This window comes from Bacillus sp. AK031 (assembly GCF_053903065.1).
On the sequence record NZ_CP096424.1, the window covers coordinates 2,063,012 to 2,079,777 of the forward strand.

Here is a 16,766-nt window from a genome sequence, read left to right on the forward strand (position 1 = left end):
GGGAAATTTGTCCGTATCGACTAAAGAGATGATCAATATATTAAGAGAGTGTCAAATAGCTAGGTGTTTAGAAGAGCAGGAATATTCATATGGTGTCAAAATTATTGATGGCGGTTTCTATTGGACTGATGGAATTGGAACTAAGGCTAATCTATTTTCTCTAAGCGAAGAAGCAATACACTACCGTTGGGAAATAGAACAGGATTACGTCAATTTTACTGACGCTATCGAAGCTTTTATGGATGGAAAAAAAATATTCTGTTTTGATACAGAAGGAGAGCTTTGCAATCAGTATGATCCCAAAAGTGAAGAAGAAGAATTTATTGCTGTTAGTGAAATTTTAACCTATTATTGGTCTATAGAGATTTAAAGAAATGGTTTGAGAGAATTTAGTGCTTCCTCATATATTCGTTTTCAATCTTCTGGTATTTGGAATTCGATAGTATAGGGTAGTATATAGTTCTATTGTTTCTGCCTGTAATATATGGGATGTTCTCTAGTTTGAGTACATCTGCGATTTTAAAGAGGGTGATTATTTTGGTTTTGATCTTGCCTCTCTAGTTATTTCTAAGGTTTAAGGAATTAACTCGACAAAATAACAAGGTGTTAAATCGGCAAAAGAATGTTTTTTAATAGAACTGGAAAACGATTTAATAGGTGGCTATTTTTCATTATTAAACTGCCCCCTATGTACCAGTTTAGGAATCTTGGAACAATGAAATACTGAAAATAACCTCAGTTATTTAAATAAAAATAATTATTAATCGCAAAAAGCCACCGTTAAATGGCTGCCTTTTAATAAGTTATTAAATTATGTCGTAATAATTTTTTCGGGAGGTAATATATATAATATTATCACCACCTCGCTTTGGCGACTTGGAGGTATTTAACAATGAAGCTAGAACAGGTTCTTTGTCTAGTATTAACCCAGCATATCAAAAGGAAATAAAAGGAAAAACCTTCTATCTTGTCGAATGTACTAGAATAGGAGGTGTTTTTATGTATTTTGTCAAAAGTTTTAACGTTGAAAACAACGAAGAAGTTGACGATGCATTTTATTTTTCCACCATGGATGAAACGGATCACTATGTCCGTGAGATGATAGGCTGCACACTATCAAGGTTTCAACCTGGCTTAAAAGTGTTTCTCGACTATGTGTATGTTCACCACACGCCCATGTTTTCTGAAGGTAAAAAGGGCTATCACATCTACTATAAAGTAGGAGAGTCTGAGTGGAAAATTGAATTTACTAATCAAAAAGCAGTCATTAAAAGGCCTGATTCTTGATGAAAGTTTGAAATCATTGAACTGCTGTGACCGTCAAGTAGAATGACACAATTTCTGCTGATTAATTTGAAACACTTTGTTCACCAAAAATTGTTTTTCGATGTTTCATTCTCCAACTATCTTCATTTAAATGAACTATTTCCACTCGATGTAAGATCCGGTCAAGAATAGCTGTAGTAATGGCTTGGTCGCCCAAGAGTTCACCCCATTCCTTGGGTCCTTTATTGGACGTAAGTATAATCGAAGATTGATTATAGAGGTTATTAATGAGATGGAAGAACATATTGGCTTCCTGTTTATCCATGGCCATAAACATCAAATCATCTATGATGACCAGATCTGCTTCTCTAATTCGCTTCATTCTTGTTTTGGATTTCCTTGTTATTTCCTCTGTCTTTAATGCCTGAATCAGATCTCCCATAGTGGTAAAGATCACTTTATATCCCTGGTTTAACGCTTCAATCCCTAGACCTATCGAAAGATGGGTTTTACCTACACCTGGCGGTCCAAGGAATATGATATTATACAGCTGTTCAATCCAGGTTAAGTCCTTTAACTGGTTTAACTTCTTGCTGCTTAAGGATTTTTGCTCATTTACGTCATATTCATCAACGGTACTATGGAACGGAAACGTTGCCCACTTAAAACGCTTTTCCAGTTGTTTTTCGTTCTCCGTTTTTGTTCATATGCTGCTACATCTAGTAGAAACTGAGTGAAGGACAAGTCCTTTTTCTCAGCTTCTCTAATCAATTCAGGTAATCGATCAGCTGTCTCAGCTAACCGTAGGAACCTCAATAAGTTTTGGACCTCCTGAAGCTGAGTCAACTTTGATCACCATCTTCCAAAAAGACAGTATAGGCATCTACATTTCTTTTTTGTGCTTCTGTGTCCATAATCCAGCCAGATATGCTATTTAATGGTGAAACAGTCTCAGCTTTGTCGTTTGGTGTATCACGAACCTGTCGTTGTCGCTTGAGGTATAAAATGATATCGCTGAAATCTGTTGCACTATATAAGTTTCTCTTGATACATTCCGAGAGGGCTGCTGTTAGAAGCTGCTCGTTATTTTGTTTTGTTTCTCTTAGTATCATTTGTAACTGATCACGAATATACCGTGGGTACTTCTCACGAAGTTTATCCAAGTAATCGTAGGCCATTTCTGTTTCTTCGAATCGGTTTGCTACAGTATTAATGAATGCATCGATTCCTTTTGTGCGATCTCTTGTATGCTTTCTGTCTTTGATTAATTGTCCTTTACCATCCGGAATCTGATGTTTAGCCAGGAGTTCTCCTGTCTCAGAGTTATAGATTAATAGTTCTCTGTCTTTTGTTTCTTTTATTGAGACCATTTCATGCTTATGAAAAGTTCCAAGTGGAAGGGAGTACCTATTGGATAAATACCGTATGGTATTGTCCTTATGGACGCTTCTTGTTATACTATTTTCATGATTGTTTAGGAAATTAATGTTTCCTGAGACTGGTCTTAAGTGTTGCTTTTCCAAGGAGAACACTTCGACCGGTCTTTTTTTTGTTGTGTTATGGATTTTTCGATTACCTGTACGATTTAACCATTCCCATCCTTGCTCATTCCAAGAATCAATATTATTGAACACTCTATACTTGGCGAAATTGTACTTAATAAATCCTACAACGTTCTCTATTTTTCCTTTGCTTTCTGGATCGGCTTTCCTACAAACCCGAAGGTTTAAATTTCGAGTTTGTTTATAGTGCTGAAACTCTTTCGTTAAAATGAGATCTCCGCCATTCTCCCTCACCACAATTAAGCTATCCTGATCATACACGAGCTCTCCTGGGATCCCACTAAACCATTGAAAAGCATTTTCATGAGCTTGAATGACATCTTGAGTTGTAAAGGGGCGATCTAACCACTCTTTATATTTGTATCTCGAGTTAGATAGCACAAAGGCAATAAAGTTCAGCTTTACTTCTTTATTATCAGACGTTTTTTGCTTGGTGTGCCCAAAGTCAACTTGGACCTGTTCCCCCAATGGTGAATCAGGTATTGCTTCATAATCCCTTGGTGAAGATTCCTTAGCTATTTTATATTCAACTCTTAGCTCCCTTACGTAAGCACGGACTGTGCTTTCACCCACTTCAAGTTGTTCCTTATACCTTTCCATCAACCAATCTTCTACTTGTGCTGCTGAAAGATCAGGATGTTCCCTTAACCAATTCAAGATTAACTCTTTATAAGGATCCAACTTTTTCTTTCTTGTTTGTAAAGATTCAACCCATTCTGCCATCTCCGAAGGAGATCTCTTAAGATGCCGATATACAGTTGCCTGATTATTGCAGTTGAAATGAGCCACTTATGCGGAGTTTTGAGCCAGTCATTGCGGAGAAAAGAGCCACCCTTTGCGGAATGCGTTGCCACTATAAATAGAATAGAGAAAGGCCTCCTGTATAATTATCTTGCATGCCATCAAGCATGACATTATTATACAGGAGGCTTTTTTATGGTTAATTACCGTAAGATTTTGGAACTTCACTTTGAAGAAGTCAGTCAAAGAACGATTAGTTCAAGCACTGGGCATTCAAGGAATACAGTTTCAGATGTCGTTCAACGTGCCAAAGAACTGGGTGTAGAAAGCTTGAATGACACCATGACCAATCCATGGCTAGAAGCGTTTCTCTTCCCAGAGAAACAGGCTGTCGAGAAAGGGTACTTCCCAATTGATTGGGAAAGAGTGCATAAGGAACTACAAAAGAAGAATGTAACCCTCTCCCTACTGCATCACGAGTACTCGACAGAGGCACGTGAAGGTGGAAAGATCCCCTATGCCTATCGTACTTTTTGTGAGAACTATGGGAAATATGCGAAAAAGTATAAATTGACAATGCCTATTCGAAGAAAACCAGGTGAAGTCATGGAAGTTGATTGGGCTGGAACTACACTGAAAATATATGATCGTTCAACGGGAGAAACGCTTCCGGCGTATGTTTTTATTGCGACCTTACCTTATAGTCAGTTCAGTTATGTTGAAGCCTTTTTAGATATGAAATCAGCTAATTGGCTTATTGCTCATATTCATGCATTGGAGTATTTTGATGGAGTTCCTGAAACAATGGTTCCTGATAATTTGAAAACAGGGGTTACGAAAGCACATCGTGAAGAGCCTCTTCTAAATGAAGCCTATCGTGAAATGGCAGATTACTACCGTACTGTCATTGTTCCAAGCCGTGTTCGAAGGCCAAAAGATAAAGCAAGTGTCGAAGGCACTGTTGGATATATTTCCAGGCAGATTATCGCTCCATTAAGAAACTATCAGTGTTTTCATCTTCAAGATTTAAACCAGAAAATCTTTGAAAAGTTAGAGGAAATCAACACCACTGAATTTCAAAAGCGACCAGGTTCTCGTAAAAAGGTGTTTGAGGAAGAAGAGAAATCCTACCTTCAACAGCTTCCTCAAACAAGGTATAAACTTGCGGAATGGAAAACAGCAAAAGTTCAACTGAACTACCACATCCAAGTTGATCGAATGTATTATTCCGTTCCATATGATTATGTCCGAGAGAATGTCGATGTTCGACTGACCACGGATTTAATTGAAGTTTACTTCAAAGAAGTCCGGATTGCATCCCATAAACGACAACATGGTGAAATTGGCCAGTTAGAGACCAATCCAGACCATATGCCTGACAATCACCGATTATATTTAGATCATAATCCAGAAAATAACCGAAAGTGGGCAGAAACAATTGGACCATCTATGACCCAATTTGTCTCTCATATCTTAGAAATGAATGTAGAGAAAAAAGCATTAAATAGCCTTAGCACACTGAGGAATATAGCTAAGAAATACCCAAATGAAGAAATAGAGAAAGCGACAGAAACTTTACTAGAAATTTCAACAAACCCAACGGTTTCTGTCTTTAAAAGTGTAGTAGAAAGAAATAAAAAGAAAAAACAAACTAAAAAAACGGATATTAATAGACCTCGCACTACATCTGACGACTATGGATTTGTCCGTGGAGCTAAATACTTTGGGAGGGATACAAAATAATGAACCAAGAAACTTTACGTAAACTAGTAGAAATGAAAATGGGTGCGATGGCGGAATTATATCAGCAGCAAAAGCAGAATAATGATTATAGGGACATGGATTTTGATGATAGGTTCAATCTCCTGGTAGATTATGAATATGATAGACGTAAATCGAATCGACTTGAACGACTAATTAAACAGGCTACACTCAGCGAACCAACAGCAGCTATTGAAGATATCGAATATCATCCGGATCGTAATTTAGATAAGAATCAAATACTAGAGTTAGCAACAGGAAATTACCTTCAAAATCACCATAACATCATTTTAATGGGCGCCTCTGGGAACGGAAAGACGTGGATATCCAATGCCTTTGGGGTACATGCATGTCGCCAATTTTATAAAGTGAAATATATAAGGTTACCAGAATTACTAGATGAATTAGCTGTAGCAAAGTATGAAGCAGATGGCAGCTTCCGTAAGTTAATTCAGAAGTACAAAAAGATTGATTTATTAATCCTCGATGAGTGGCTACTAACAGAGCTGTCAGAGGAAAATGTACTTCATGTGTTGGAGATTATTGAAGCAAGGCTCAAAAGAGCCTCTACTATATTCTGTTCTCAATTTTCACCAGAGGGATGGCATTCCAAACTGGGACAGGCACAAATAGCAGATGCGATTCTTGACAGAATCGTTCATGATTCATATAAGATTCTAGTTGATGGTGAAGTTTCGATGAGGGAACGCCATGGATTGCGGATATTAAAATGATTCCGCCAGCAGTTGAAAACCGTATAGCTAAATATTTTCTGCATATGTATTTACCTGATAAGGTACAGCAGGCTGTAGAGGAAAAACTATTACCCTCATGCATTTGGAACGATGAAGAGGATATAAATCAGGATGAATTAGTTCGTTGGGCTATTGAGATTATTGATCAGGAATTGAGAGATAAGAGATTCAAATAATAATATAAACAACCATTGGAGCGAGTGAAGTTCCAGTGGTTGTTTATATTATTAGCTACATTAATAAGAGTGGCTCTCACCCCCGCACTTAATGGCTCAGTTGGCCGCAAATAGTGGCTCAAATCTACGCACTGATGGCTCAATCTGTCCGCAATACTCAAGTTGCCCTGGATACCCCCAGTTTATCTGCTACTTTGGATTTACTAAAACCTTTCTTGAGTAACTGCTGAATTTCCATATACATTTCCCACTTATCCACCTTTTCTCAGCCCTCCAATGATTTAAGAATCAAACCATCATCATACAATGGAGGAGCTATATATTTTACTGGTATATTAGGGTAAATAAGTGTTTCATCTTATCTAGCGAAAACTGTCTACTTTAGTTTAGCAGTCACAACTGCTGATAAATAAGGAATACCAGTAATATTCATTTCATTCCAAGGAGCTCTTTCATGTTGATATTTACAGGAAAAGCTCCTTCAAGTGATGTAAGCAAGTTAACACAAAGGTTTGATTGGAAGCGGATGATATAAATCATTTGCTTCTTTTGTTAGTATGTGAGGAGTTGATAAGCTAAGATCTGATGCTATCTTTACTATCGAAATCATTGTGGGATTAGCTTCACCTCTTTTGGAGTGCGGGTTGAAAAGGACACGGTACTAAAAATTATTGAGGATCATATTTTTAGTTCTCCGAGTGCAGCTGGAGGAACGGTATTGGCAAGACGTGCAAACGGATGGACAGAGTGGAAAGATGAAAGCGGGAATACACCTAATCATTTGAAACGTCAGGCTGATGAATTATAAAGACTTCTTCAAGCATGCCGGGGAGAAGTCCTCATAATTATTGTAAAAGGATACTGAAATGTTAGCTAGCCTGTCACATGGATGGCATCGTTGTCGTTCCACTTAAACGAGGGGATGTTTTCTTAAATACCATAAACAGTAAAATCAATAGGGGGATAATATGCTAGATAAAATTAAGGATATTAACATTGCTCTTAATAATAAAAGTTATTTATCAGCACTTGCGCTATCTTCAACTCTACCTGATATATGCGGGAAAATTGAATATCCACATTTTACCTTCAAAAGCGGAAGACGTAATGTAGGGAAGCAATATGCAGAATGGTTCGATGACTGGGTAAACCAATATTTTGCCGACAACTCTGGCTGGATAAATGATTACTCAAAGGCGAAAAACCCATATTTTACGGGAGAAATGTGCTATTCTTTGCGATGTTCGTTCTTACATGAGGGAAGTTCCAATTTAAAAGAATGGGGTGACAAAGAAGATGTTGATTTTCAGTATTTATACGAATTTAGATTAGCAGTAAGTGGTGCAGATTCAATTGGTGAGTCATGGTTGGACGACACCAATAATAACTCCTCAACGTTAAAGACAAAAATAGTTACTGTCAACATCGACAAATTATGTGAGTGTATTTGTCTATCTGCTGAGAAGTATTATCGAGGAAAAGATCCAAGTTTATTCAATGATCATAAAATTAACTTGATTGACTTCAATAGGTAGGTACCGTCTACCTCACTTGTTTATGAAAGAGTGTGATTAAGGGGGGGAAGGTTATCCCCCTTAATGATTATGTACGTGACTTTACATCCTCTTCAAAGAGAGGGTATATGTCCTCTTCTAATTCTTTCATAAGGAGACTGGGCTTGATTTTAAGTGCAGCGGAAACTCTAAAGAGTTTGGGCAATGTGATGGCAGAAATGGCTCTTTCTACTCTGCTGAGATGTGTGTTATGAATGCCTGCCCGGTTCGCCAACTCTTCTATGGAGAGGCCCAATAGATTTCGGTGATTTCGGATCAGTCTTCCTGCATTTTTTGTTAAGAGTACTTCAATTTCCATAATTCCCAACCTTTTTCCTCTATTATTCAAGGGATAGAAAAAAGGGAACACAGACTATAGGGTGTAAAAAGGTAATAAGTGGTAAAAACTCCTGATTTATTTAAAGTTTTTAGTAGGAAAAGAGCTTTAACTGTTAGTACATGGGCTATTCATCTCTTATACTCCAACACTATCGTTGAAATACATCATCGAGAAGTAAGCAGTCCGCTGCAATTGCTTCTTCAGAACAGCAGCTGATTCACTCATGGGAATCGTTGTGCCGTTTTTCAGCGTTACAAGAGAACGTATGGCTTTATCAGCTGTTTTAGATTGTGAAATGGTTTTTATGTGAGAGGGAAACAGCCAGCAGCACTCGAAGGCTTCCGGGGAAATCGATGGGAAGGCAAAGATGTTCAGCTTCGGATTGATGGGAATCGGCACTTTGCGTTCATAGCCAGTATAGTATTTGACGGATTCCCGTCTGCCTTCATAGCTGGAGTAGCCCTGCAGGCAGGCTTCTTTGATAATGGCGAACGGCGGTTTGGTTACATACAGTATTCGGTCAGATTCAATGACTTTTGTGAGGTAGTCGGGGTGTTTGACAGGCATCAGACTGGCTGTTCTTTTGGATATGGTGTAGCTCGACACAATTTCTTTCATGAAACACGCTCCTTGAATGGATTGACAGGACAGGTTGTCGAAGTTTTTTTCTGAAATAAGTCCTATCACCTAAATGGTTTTTATTTACAATTCTATTATTATAGAAGATCTTCTGAAAATAAACAGACTATACGCTGTATTTCTGAAATATCGGACAATTTTTTATTAAATTCGACAAAAGCCTCCCGTGGGAAAGAGAGGCTTCGTACCTTTCTTATTTTTTGAGGTTACCAGTTTGGCTAAGTTTCTGTCACTGTGACTCCCCGGAGGAGTTTTCACTTAATCCGAATCCTGTTAGTTCATTTTAGAAAAGTTAGCTTATGATAAAGGTTGATCTCAATACATAATCACGTGCTTTTGCTTTTTTAAGAAATAGAGGTGAAATTTAATGAGCTGGAATATAAAAAAATTCGACGAGCTAACAAATAGTGAATTATATAATCTTTTAAAAGAAAGAACTTTAGTTTTTGTGGTTGAACAAAATTGTCCTTACCTCGAAGTTGATGGTAAAGATCCTTTTTCCTATCATCTTTTTAAAGAAGACGATGGAGAAATCATTGCGTATTTAAGGATTTTACCAGCAGGTGTTTCTTATCAAGAAGTTTCTATTGGAAGAGTGTTTGTAACGAAAGAATACAGGGGGCAGGGACTTGCAGATGAACTTTTAAGTAAGGGGCTGGAGTTTATCGAAAAAGAGTTAAATGAAACAACTGTTAAAATTCAAGCCCAGGATTATTTAAGAAAATTCTATGGTTCTTTTGGTTTTCAGGCCATATCTGAAACCTATTTAGAAGATAATATCCCTCACGTCGATATGCTGCTGAAAAAATAAGACAACTCTTTATGTCGGAGAAACTCCTGCTCCAAGAATGGTGAGGGTGGAACGGTCATATCTTTTGAGCAAAAGATCCTTGGGGTATTGTTCTCAATTATGCCTTCATACCGATTGCTTTTTGAAAATTCTATAATTTGATAATATGTACTTTGTAAGAAAATTAGTGTATACAGAGGGAGTGCATAAAGATATGGAATACATAACTCTTAATAATGGGTCGAAAATGCCAATTGTCGGTACTGGTACAAATACGTATGGAAAAGAAAATAATGACTATAACGCGGAGATAAAGAATGAAATTCCTGAGCTTCTATCAGCCCTTGAGTTGGGGTACCGTTCAATAGACGCAGCTATCATGTATCGAAACGAAGAACTTGTCGGAAGGGTTTTAGCAGAAAGCTCAGTGCCTCGAGAAGAGATATTTATTACGACAAAAATTCCAGCAGAGGAAGAGTATACTTCTTCAAAGGACGCTACTCGGGCAGCAATCGATAACAGTCTGAAAAACTTTCAAACAGATTACCTCGATCTGCTTCTTATTCACTTTCCTATCGAAGACAAAGGACAACTTAAAAACACGTGGGAAGTCTTTGAAGAATATTACGAAGCGGGCAAACTGAAAGCAATCGGCGTTTCAAACTTTCGAAAAGATCATCTGGAAGAATTGAAAGAATTCGCTAAAGTGAAGCCGGCCGTTAATCAAATCCAAATTAACCTTAAAGAACCGAACAAAGATCTCCTTGCCTTATTAAAAGAAGAGGGCATTACACCTGTTGCATGGGGACCTATGAAGGCCGAAGACAATCAGAAAAAAGTTTTGGATGAAATCGGAGAAGCTTATAAAAAATCCGGCGCACAAGTACTCCTAAAATACCAAATCCAGCGCGGTGTAATCGTTATTCCTAAATCTCATAACCGTGAAAATCAAGCAGCTAACCTGGATCTTTTCGATTTCGTGTTATCTGATGAAGATATGAAAAAGATTGAAAACTTATAAAAGTTAGTCCTTCATCCTAGTGGTATAGATAGTATCGCTAGGATTTTGATTTTTTCAAAACTGGAGGGGCTAATGTAGTAAGAATTCTTTATTGATTGATTATTACTTATGCACTTGCTGTTTAGGCGAGAGAATCCCTTTTTTAACAAAGTTCTGAAGCTCTTTCATTTACATTTTATTTCAGAACAACCTCATTAATATGCTAATCTATTATTAACTTATCTCACAATGACACCTTGGAAAGAATAGGATTTAAGCAACGCATTAAGGGATGAAATTAAAGCTTAAATAAAGGGGAAAAGAATATGATACATATTATAAAAGCACATGGTAATGAAGAAGTAGAAGACTATACATCTTTGAGGTAAAGGGTGGAGGAGTTAAATGGAATTGTTAAAGAAGACACATCGGTCATTTGGTGTTTATGGCATTTGTTCTGAAGGTGATAAGTTATTGGTCATCAACAAAAGCAGGGGTCCCTATATCAATCGGTTTGATCTTCCGGGTGGAAGCCTTGAAGAGTCGGAAGGGCTAACTGAAGCGATGAAGCGAGAGTTTGTGGAAGAAACAGGTCTTACCGCTGAAATTCAGGAGCAGATAGGAGTCCAAGATTTTATTTTCCCTATAAAATGGAAGGGTTTTACCCATGTCCATCACATTGCGGTGTTCTATTTAGTTAAGAGAACCGGAGGCGAGCTGGCAGAGCCCGAGCAGTTTGACGGGCAGGATTCATTAGGAGCTGAATGGATCTCAGAGAAAGATATAACTGCTGACAATTCATCACCATTAGTCATTAAAGCTATTGAATGGCTGAGGAGCAGTAATTTAGATTTGGAGACACAGTATTTTGAAAACTGGGTTATTAAGAACTCAAAGTAATCAATTTCTGTGACTGAGACTCCCCGAGGGTTTTTCTTTTTTTAATGGAATATACCTTCATTTTTCCCGGACTTAGGAAAAGGTTGGGGAATTGTAGAAGAGTTAAGTAACAGTCCACTATCATAGTGACTTCTCGGTTATATTATTGGATTATGTTATAATAAGGTAAAAGTTTAACTCAGTGAGGAGGGGGTAGCATTGGCAATTAGTAACGACAAGTTATATGAATTGGTTGCAAAGCTCCCAGAAACTGCAAAAAAGTCTGCTTATGACTATCTAAAGTATTTAACCGTAAGTCATACCCGACCAGACTGGGAAGAAATCGGTGAATTGGAGCCAGATGACACTCCTTTAAGTAAAGAAGAAGAACATCAACTCAAGAATAACTCGGAATTTATATCTTGGGAGGATGCCATTAATGAGCTTGACTTACCAAGTGATACTGAGTCGTGAGTCGATAAAATTCCTGAAAAAGCAAGAAAAAGCAGTGCAAATAAGAGTAACTAAGTCAATAAAAGGTTTAACAATTCAACCACCAATTGGTGATATTAAACCATAAAAAGGGAGAGATAAACAGCTTAGACTAAGGGTTGGTAGTTATAGAATTATATTTGAGGCTGATCATAATGAAAAAATGATATACATTTTATCTATTGATAACCGTGGTGATGTATATTAACCAATTCGTAATTTGACCATTTTACTATTTATAATGGTCCTTTTTAGGTTGCTTGCTTAAATAATATCTACCTCCGTGTGAACTTTTTCAGACAAATGAAATTACTGTCACTACCCGGTTTTTGTCGAAAATAGTTAATAATAAATAAACTACGGTTTTTTTATAAGTCGTTCAATTAAGGGTACAAAAACATGATTTGTACCCTTAATTGAACTGCTTTTTTCATATGCACTAATCTGCTCCCTGATGTGTAATGTGAAGTGGAGGATAACTTTTGATTATAAAAAGTCCTATCCTAAAGTGAGATGTGGCAGATCCATAAAATAAGGGGAATTTTTTCCGTTAAACTGCAAAAATGACTGATTGAGCAAAAAATAAGGGAAGTTTTTTCCCTTATTCCTGGTACAGCACCCCATTTTTTCATGTTTTCATATGAATAGCGGTAAATATTTCCCTTATTTCGACTATTTTTATTGAATTTGCTCAAATAAGAGAACTTTTTACTCTTATTTTTCCGCTCAAGCTGCTGATTTCCTTTCGACGCATGAAATTCCGCTAGAGGGCACCTATTGAACAAACGGGGATGTTACTCGAAGTGAATTCACTGAGATAGAACCCCTTATGAAGGACCACTAAAAAAATTGCATACGAATATTGGTGCAAATTGGTATGATAAAGACTTGGGGATTTTACGATTTGTACCTCTAAAGTGAACTACTTGGTTTTTTATCTAGTCCTCTAATAAAGGTGTGAGGTTACCATCGCCGGTCCTTACCCATCCAAGTACTATTTACTTATCATATTTTGAGTTTCAGCTGCTGGCCTCCATTCTTCAGGAAGTCAGCATTTTTATTTCAAAAATTTTTGATTAGGGGTGTCTTTTTCACGCTAACCCACCTATATACAAACTAGAAACGTATATAGGGAGGAATACATATGACTGGCTGGATTAAATTTCAACGCAGCAATATTGAAAGTGTACTATGGAATGATCCATTTACGTTGAGGCTCTTTCTTTTGCTGAGCTGCAGAGTACTTCAGAAGGATTGTGTCTACGTCAAAGAAGTGAAAGTTGAGAAGGGGCAGTATTTGAGATCGTTCTCTCTGCTGGCCGAGGATTTGATGTATGTTCAGGATGGGAACATGAAGATTCCTGCCAAGACTACAGTCAAACGAAGTGTGGACCGCCTTGTGAAATTTGGATACATAACGACGGAGACCACTCTCTATGGAACTCTGTTCACTTTAGTGGAATCCGAGGCGGACTGCCAGGACTTTTTTTGCGATAAAAACGGCACTACGGGTTCGCTACCAGGTGTAAACTTGGTTGATATGCCTGGGCTACAACAAGAAGAATGTAAGAAAGAAAAGAAAGATAAACATGATCTTAAAGACCAGGTTAAAGAGACGAAAGAGAAATCTCCTGAAAAACCGAAAGAAAAAAGCGGGAGTGAAAAGACGGCAGCAGTGACTGATAAGTTCCTTAGTCTGCGCAACTCTGGTTTATATATTTCACCCAGGGAGCTGTGTGCGATTGAAAAGGTATGCGAGCTGGAAGTGGAAGCCCGGCAGTTGGTGACATGGATGGAGGAAGTCCATGCGCATTACAAAAAGAGGAACAAGACTGGGAATATAAAATCTTTTCTTTACTACGAGAAAGCTCTGATGCAAAAGCTGAACAAAGCAGATAAATCTGTAGAGAAGCCTGGTTCTTCCAGTGTGCTCGTTTCTGAAACCAATGATCTGCTCGCCAAAATGAAAGCTTGGAGGAGAGAGGGGGAGAAGCGCCTTGCAAACGAATCAGATCGGACACCACTATCCTTCCAGACAGTTTGAGGCCGAACTGTTGTCTTGTCGAGACGAACTCTATGAAGCGGAGAGTATGCTGCTTGGGGCTGTTTTCCTTGAGCCATCGGTGATTCATGACATCACACTGAAACCGGAGTATTTTTCACAGGTGAGAAACAGGGTTCTTTTTAAAGCGATGAAAAGCCTGCAATGGGATGGCATCGAGATTAATCCGGTGACAATTGTCGACGTGCTGGGTGATCAGATTGAAAATGTTGGAGGGGTATCGTATATCACGGATATTTCCTGTTGTTGTCCATCCGTCAGTGGTATCGATCACTATCAAAAGATGGTGCTGGAACGGTATCGAATCAGAAAACTGCAGGAGGCTGCATCACGATTTTTGAATGATCCCTGCACTGGTAAGGCAGAAGAACTGTATCAGATGTATGTGGAAACCGGGGAGCTTGGATTAGAGCAGCAGGGAAAGAAAGATGATTCGCTGTTTGAGATTTTTGAGTCGTTTTATTCTGAGCCGGAGACCTCTGGTGTTCCTTCTGGGTTTGAAGATCTTGATATCATGACGGGTGGGTTCAAACCGGGAGAACTGATCATTGCCGCAGGAAGGCCGTCAATGGGGAAAACTGCACTCGTACTCAATATCGCTCATAATGCTATTCTCAATAGTGCTGTCGTTGATTTCTTTTCGCTGGAGATGAGTGAGAAGCAGCTGTATGAGAGGCTGCTTAGCCGAATGGCACAGATCAATTCGTCGAAGTGGCAGAATCCCTTCAAATTTTTCACACAGGAAGAACAAAAACGGGCAAACGAAGCACTGGATACGTGTTACAAACTGCCGCTGCAGATACATGACCAGGGGAATCAAAGTCTGGATTCTATCAGGGCAAGGATTCAGAAGACTAGAAGAGAACATAAGGAAGGCTCCTATCTTGTCGTAATTGATTACCTGCAGCTAATTACGATTGAAGGGAAGTTCGACCGGCACGATCTGGCAATTGGGGCGATCACCAAGGAATTGAAACAAATGGCGAAACAATACAAGGTTCCGATCATCCTGCTTTCGCAGCTTTCAAGAGCGGTTGAACAGCGGGGGAATAAACGTCCGATGATGTCCGATTTGAGGGACTCCGGGAGCATCGAGCAGGATGCCGACATTGTCATGCTGCTGTACCGCGATGAGTATTATAACCGGAACACAGAGGAACGGACTACAGAAATCAATCTGGCCAAGCACCGAAACGGTCCGGTCGGTGCGGTGAAGTTGAATTTCATCAAGGAATACAGCTGGTTTTGTTCTTCTTAAAACCACGTGGAGACATGGCTGGGAATGAAAAGAGGACATCAGCAAATGATGGCTGCGTGCGGGGCATGAGGCAGGGGGGAGAATTCCGTGAAACGCTGTGGTGATGAATACGATTTTCATACTATAGGATCAGGTCAGTTTAAGCAGGTCGGGGTTCTGTAGTAAAATGATAGGAGAACATCACAGGGGAGATATTTAAATGGATAAAGGAATATATGAATTTATAAGTGAAAATCAGTTAAAAAAGTATGCAGAACTTGCTGTGCGAGCTGGTGTGAATCTGCAGCCAAATCAGTTATTGATTATACATAGTGATATCCAAAATGCTGCGTTTGCACGTCTGATTCAAACGGCAGCCTACGAGGCCGGAGCTTCAAATGTATTTATCGATTGGAGTGATGAACAGTCTGCCAAAGCATTTTACTTACATGCAGCCGATGGTGTCATCGATCACTTTCCTGATTGGCAGGCTGCCCGTTATAAAGAGTGGGACGAAGCTGGTGCTGCTTACATCCATATAATTTCTGAAAACGCAGATGCCTTTAAGGAGGTTTCTACAGACAGAATCAGTCGTTTCCAAAAAGCTTCTCGTACCAAATTGAAGGATTATCATGCAAAAATTAGATCACATCAGGTACGCTGGTGTCTGCTGGTTGTCCCGAACGATGAATGGGCAGCCAAAGTATTTCCCAACCTGAGTCAAGAAGACGCTTTGCAATCATTATGGAAACTACTTTTAAAAGGGTCTCGGGCAGATGGGGATAATCCTCTAAAAGATTGGGAGAGTCACAATCGAGCCTTCGAGTCTCGAAAAAAAATCCTAAACGAGAGCCAATTTGAAGCCCTGCATTTTACAAATGATCGTGGAACTGATTTAGTAGTCGGTCTGCCGATGAATCATCGCTATATCGGTGGGGGTGTCATAGATAAAGATGGAGTACCTTTCTTTCCGAACATTCCTACGGAAGAAATATTTACGGCTCCCCACAAAAATAAGGTGAATGGCAAATTGGTCGGTACTAAACCACTTATCTATGGAGGAAGTGTCATTGATGAATTTTATCTGATTTTTAAAGATGGAAGGATTACCGACTATTATGCCAAAGAGGGACAAGATGTGCTGCAAAATCTCATCGAAACAGACGAAGGCTCACATTATCTGGGTGAAATTGCCTTGGTCTCTAATCAATCTCCTCTTGCGCAGGCAGATACTCTTTTTTACAATACCTTGTTCGATGAAAATACGGCCTGTCATATTGGAATTGGAAATGCTTCGCCCTCCAATATTCAAAATGGCAATGACCAATCTGACGAGAAGTTGACGGCAGCGGGTCTGAATACTTCACTTTTGTTAGTCAATGTGACCTTTGGCAGCGAAGATATGAAAGTATCGGGCATTACAGAAGGTGGAACTGAAGTAGAGCTAATGAAGGATGGGGATTTCCGAATCTAGACCGTCTGCAGCTAAAAACAGAGAAAACGGATTTCAGGT

Annotated in this window: 17 protein-coding genes and 2 pseudogenes; 15 read left to right on the top strand and 4 right to left on the bottom strand. The window is 38.9% G+C overall.

Annotated elements, in window-relative coordinates; translation table 11 throughout:
- Positions 1-7 precede the first annotated feature (7 nt).
- The gene (locus M1E09_RS10505) at positions 8-370 is read left to right on the top strand and encodes a hypothetical protein (protein ID WP_456274777.1); all 363 of its coding nucleotides are present in this window, start codon (positions 8-10) and stop codon (positions 368-370) included.
- Positions 371-999: 629 nt separating this feature from the next.
- On the top strand, positions 1,000-1,287 hold the full coding sequence (locus M1E09_RS10510; RefSeq protein WP_456274778.1) for a hypothetical protein: 288 nt from the start codon (positions 1,000-1,002) through the stop codon (positions 1,285-1,287).
- Between the two features lie 61 nt (positions 1,288-1,348).
- Here M1E09_RS10510 and istB (M1E09_RS10515) read toward each other — a convergent pair.
- Together istB (M1E09_RS10515) and istA (M1E09_RS10520) are read right to left on the bottom strand one after the other, a co-directional pair.
- A pseudogene (gene istB, locus M1E09_RS10515) lies at positions 1,349-2,112 on the bottom strand (IS21-like element helper ATPase IstB).
- Positions 2,109-3,551 carry an IS21 family transposase gene (gene istA / locus M1E09_RS10520; RefSeq protein WP_456274779.1) on the bottom strand — a complete coding sequence of 481 codons (1,443 nt, stop codon included), beginning with the start codon at positions 3,549-3,551 and terminating at the stop codon, positions 2,109-2,111. The pseudogene istB (M1E09_RS10515) and the gene istA (M1E09_RS10520) overlap by 4 nt, the downstream one beginning before the upstream one ends.
- Before the next feature lie 213 nt (positions 3,552-3,764).
- Here istA (M1E09_RS10520) and istA (M1E09_RS10525) point away from each other — a divergent pair, with 213 nt between their 5' ends.
- The 6 genes and pseudogenes from istA (M1E09_RS10525) (at position 3,765) to M1E09_RS10550 (ending at position 7,796) form a co-directional block, all read left to right on the top strand.
- Positions 3,765-5,312, top strand: coding sequence for an IS21 family transposase (gene istA, locus M1E09_RS10525; RefSeq protein WP_456273192.1), 1,548 nt, complete (start codon positions 3,765-3,767; stop codon positions 5,310-5,312).
- Complete coding sequence (istB, locus tag M1E09_RS10530) at positions 5,309-6,064, top strand: IS21-like element helper ATPase IstB (protein ID WP_456274868.1); 756 nt, start codon at positions 5,309-5,311, stop codon at positions 6,062-6,064. Before istA (M1E09_RS10525) ends, istB (M1E09_RS10530) begins: the two co-directional genes overlap by 4 nt.
- On the top strand, positions 6,061-6,261 hold the full coding sequence (locus tag M1E09_RS10535; RefSeq protein ID WP_456273191.1) for a hypothetical protein: 201 nt from the start codon (positions 6,061-6,063) through the stop codon (positions 6,259-6,261). Before istB (M1E09_RS10530) ends, M1E09_RS10535 begins: the two co-directional genes overlap by 4 nt.
- A 637-nt stretch (positions 6,262-6,898) precedes the next feature.
- Positions 6,899-6,973 (top strand): annotated as a pseudogene (locus M1E09_RS10540) (DUF4357 domain-containing protein); the annotation flags it as partial.
- Between the two features lie 6 nt (positions 6,974-6,979).
- Positions 6,980-7,069, top strand: coding sequence for a DUF4357 domain-containing protein (locus M1E09_RS10545; protein ID WP_456275062.1), 90 nt, complete (start codon positions 6,980-6,982; stop codon positions 7,067-7,069).
- Positions 7,070-7,229: 160 nt separating this feature from the next.
- Positions 7,230-7,796, top strand: a complete 567-nt coding sequence (locus tag M1E09_RS10550; RefSeq protein WP_456274780.1) for a hypothetical protein — start codon at positions 7,230-7,232, stop codon at positions 7,794-7,796.
- A gap of 67 nt (positions 7,797-7,863) precedes the next feature.
- Here the strand turns inward: M1E09_RS10550 and M1E09_RS10555 are convergent, their stop codons facing one another.
- Positions 7,864-8,133 (bottom strand): helix-turn-helix domain-containing protein, encoded by a 270-nt coding sequence (locus M1E09_RS10555; protein WP_456274781.1) that lies wholly within the window; start codon positions 8,131-8,133, stop codon positions 7,864-7,866.
- Positions 8,134-8,289: 156 nt separating this feature from the next.
- The gene (locus M1E09_RS10560) at positions 8,290-8,772 is read right to left on the bottom strand and encodes a competence protein ComK (RefSeq protein WP_456274782.1); all 483 of its coding nucleotides are present in this window, start codon (positions 8,770-8,772) and stop codon (positions 8,290-8,292) included.
- Between the two features lie 388 nt (positions 8,773-9,160).
- On the opposite strand from M1E09_RS10560, the gene M1E09_RS10565 reads away from it, so the two are divergent.
- From M1E09_RS10565 to M1E09_RS10595, 7 genes are all read left to right on the top strand, one after another.
- Complete coding sequence (locus M1E09_RS10565; protein ID WP_456274783.1) at positions 9,161-9,604, top strand: GNAT family N-acetyltransferase; 444 nt, start codon at positions 9,161-9,163, stop codon at positions 9,602-9,604.
- A gap of 193 nt (positions 9,605-9,797) precedes the next feature.
- Positions 9,798-10,604 carry an aldo/keto reductase gene (locus M1E09_RS10570; RefSeq protein WP_456274784.1) on the top strand — a complete coding sequence of 269 codons (807 nt, stop codon included), beginning with the start codon at positions 9,798-9,800 and terminating at the stop codon, positions 10,602-10,604.
- Between the two features lie 384 nt (positions 10,605-10,988).
- On the top strand, positions 10,989-11,483 hold the full coding sequence (locus M1E09_RS10575) for an NUDIX hydrolase (RefSeq protein ID WP_456274785.1): 495 nt from the start codon (positions 10,989-10,991) through the stop codon (positions 11,481-11,483).
- 198 nt (positions 11,484-11,681) lie between these two features.
- Positions 11,682-11,936, top strand: a complete 255-nt coding sequence (locus tag M1E09_RS10580; RefSeq protein ID WP_456274786.1) for a hypothetical protein — start codon at positions 11,682-11,684, stop codon at positions 11,934-11,936.
- 1,162 nt (positions 11,937-13,098) lie between these two features.
- Positions 13,099-13,998: a DNA helicase gene (locus M1E09_RS10585; protein ID WP_456274787.1), complete on the top strand. Its 900-nt coding sequence runs from the start codon at positions 13,099-13,101 to the stop codon at positions 13,996-13,998.
- Entirely contained in the window at positions 13,952-15,274 is a 1,323-nt protein-coding gene (locus tag M1E09_RS10590) for a replicative DNA helicase (RefSeq protein ID WP_456274788.1), read from the top strand. The genes M1E09_RS10585 and M1E09_RS10590 overlap by 47 nt, the downstream gene beginning before the upstream one ends.
- A 199-nt stretch (positions 15,275-15,473) precedes the next feature.
- On the top strand, positions 15,474-16,727 hold the full coding sequence (locus tag M1E09_RS10595) for an aminopeptidase (protein WP_456274789.1): 1,254 nt from the start codon (positions 15,474-15,476) through the stop codon (positions 16,725-16,727).
- Positions 16,728-16,766: the final 39 nt, after the last annotated feature.

Bases quoted from the DNA above. Each gene is read 5' to 3' on its own strand.
- M1E09_RS10510 (WP_456274778.1), top strand. From the start codon at position 1,000: ATGTATTTTGTCAAAAGTTTTAACGTTGAAAACAACGAAGAAGTTGAC.
- istA (WP_456274779.1), bottom strand. From the start codon at position 3,551: ATGGCAGAATGGGTTGAATCTTTACAAACAAGAAAGAAAAAGTTGGAT.
- istA (WP_456273192.1), top strand. From the start codon at position 3,765: ATGGTTAATTACCGTAAGATTTTGGAACTTCACTTTGAAGAAGTCAGT.
- M1E09_RS10535 (WP_456273191.1), top strand. From the start codon at position 6,061: ATGATTCCGCCAGCAGTTGAAAACCGTATAGCTAAATATTTTCTGCAT.
- M1E09_RS10550 (WP_456274780.1), top strand. From the start codon at position 7,230: ATGCTAGATAAAATTAAGGATATTAACATTGCTCTTAATAATAAAAGT.
- M1E09_RS10555 (WP_456274781.1), bottom strand. From the start codon at position 8,133: ATGGAAATTGAAGTACTCTTAACAAAAAATGCAGGAAGACTGATCCGA.
- M1E09_RS10560 (WP_456274782.1), bottom strand. From the start codon at position 8,772: ATGAAAGAAATTGTGTCGAGCTACACCATATCCAAAAGAACAGCCAGT.
- M1E09_RS10565 (WP_456274783.1), top strand. From the start codon at position 9,161: ATGAGCTGGAATATAAAAAAATTCGACGAGCTAACAAATAGTGAATTA.
- M1E09_RS10570 (WP_456274784.1), top strand. From the start codon at position 9,798: ATGGAATACATAACTCTTAATAATGGGTCGAAAATGCCAATTGTCGGT.
- M1E09_RS10575 (WP_456274785.1), top strand. From the start codon at position 10,989: ATGGAATTGTTAAAGAAGACACATCGGTCATTTGGTGTTTATGGCATT.
- M1E09_RS10585 (WP_456274787.1), top strand. From the start codon at position 13,099: ATGACTGGCTGGATTAAATTTCAACGCAGCAATATTGAAAGTGTACTA.
- M1E09_RS10595 (WP_456274789.1), top strand. From the start codon at position 15,474: ATGGATAAAGGAATATATGAATTTATAAGTGAAAATCAGTTAAAAAAG.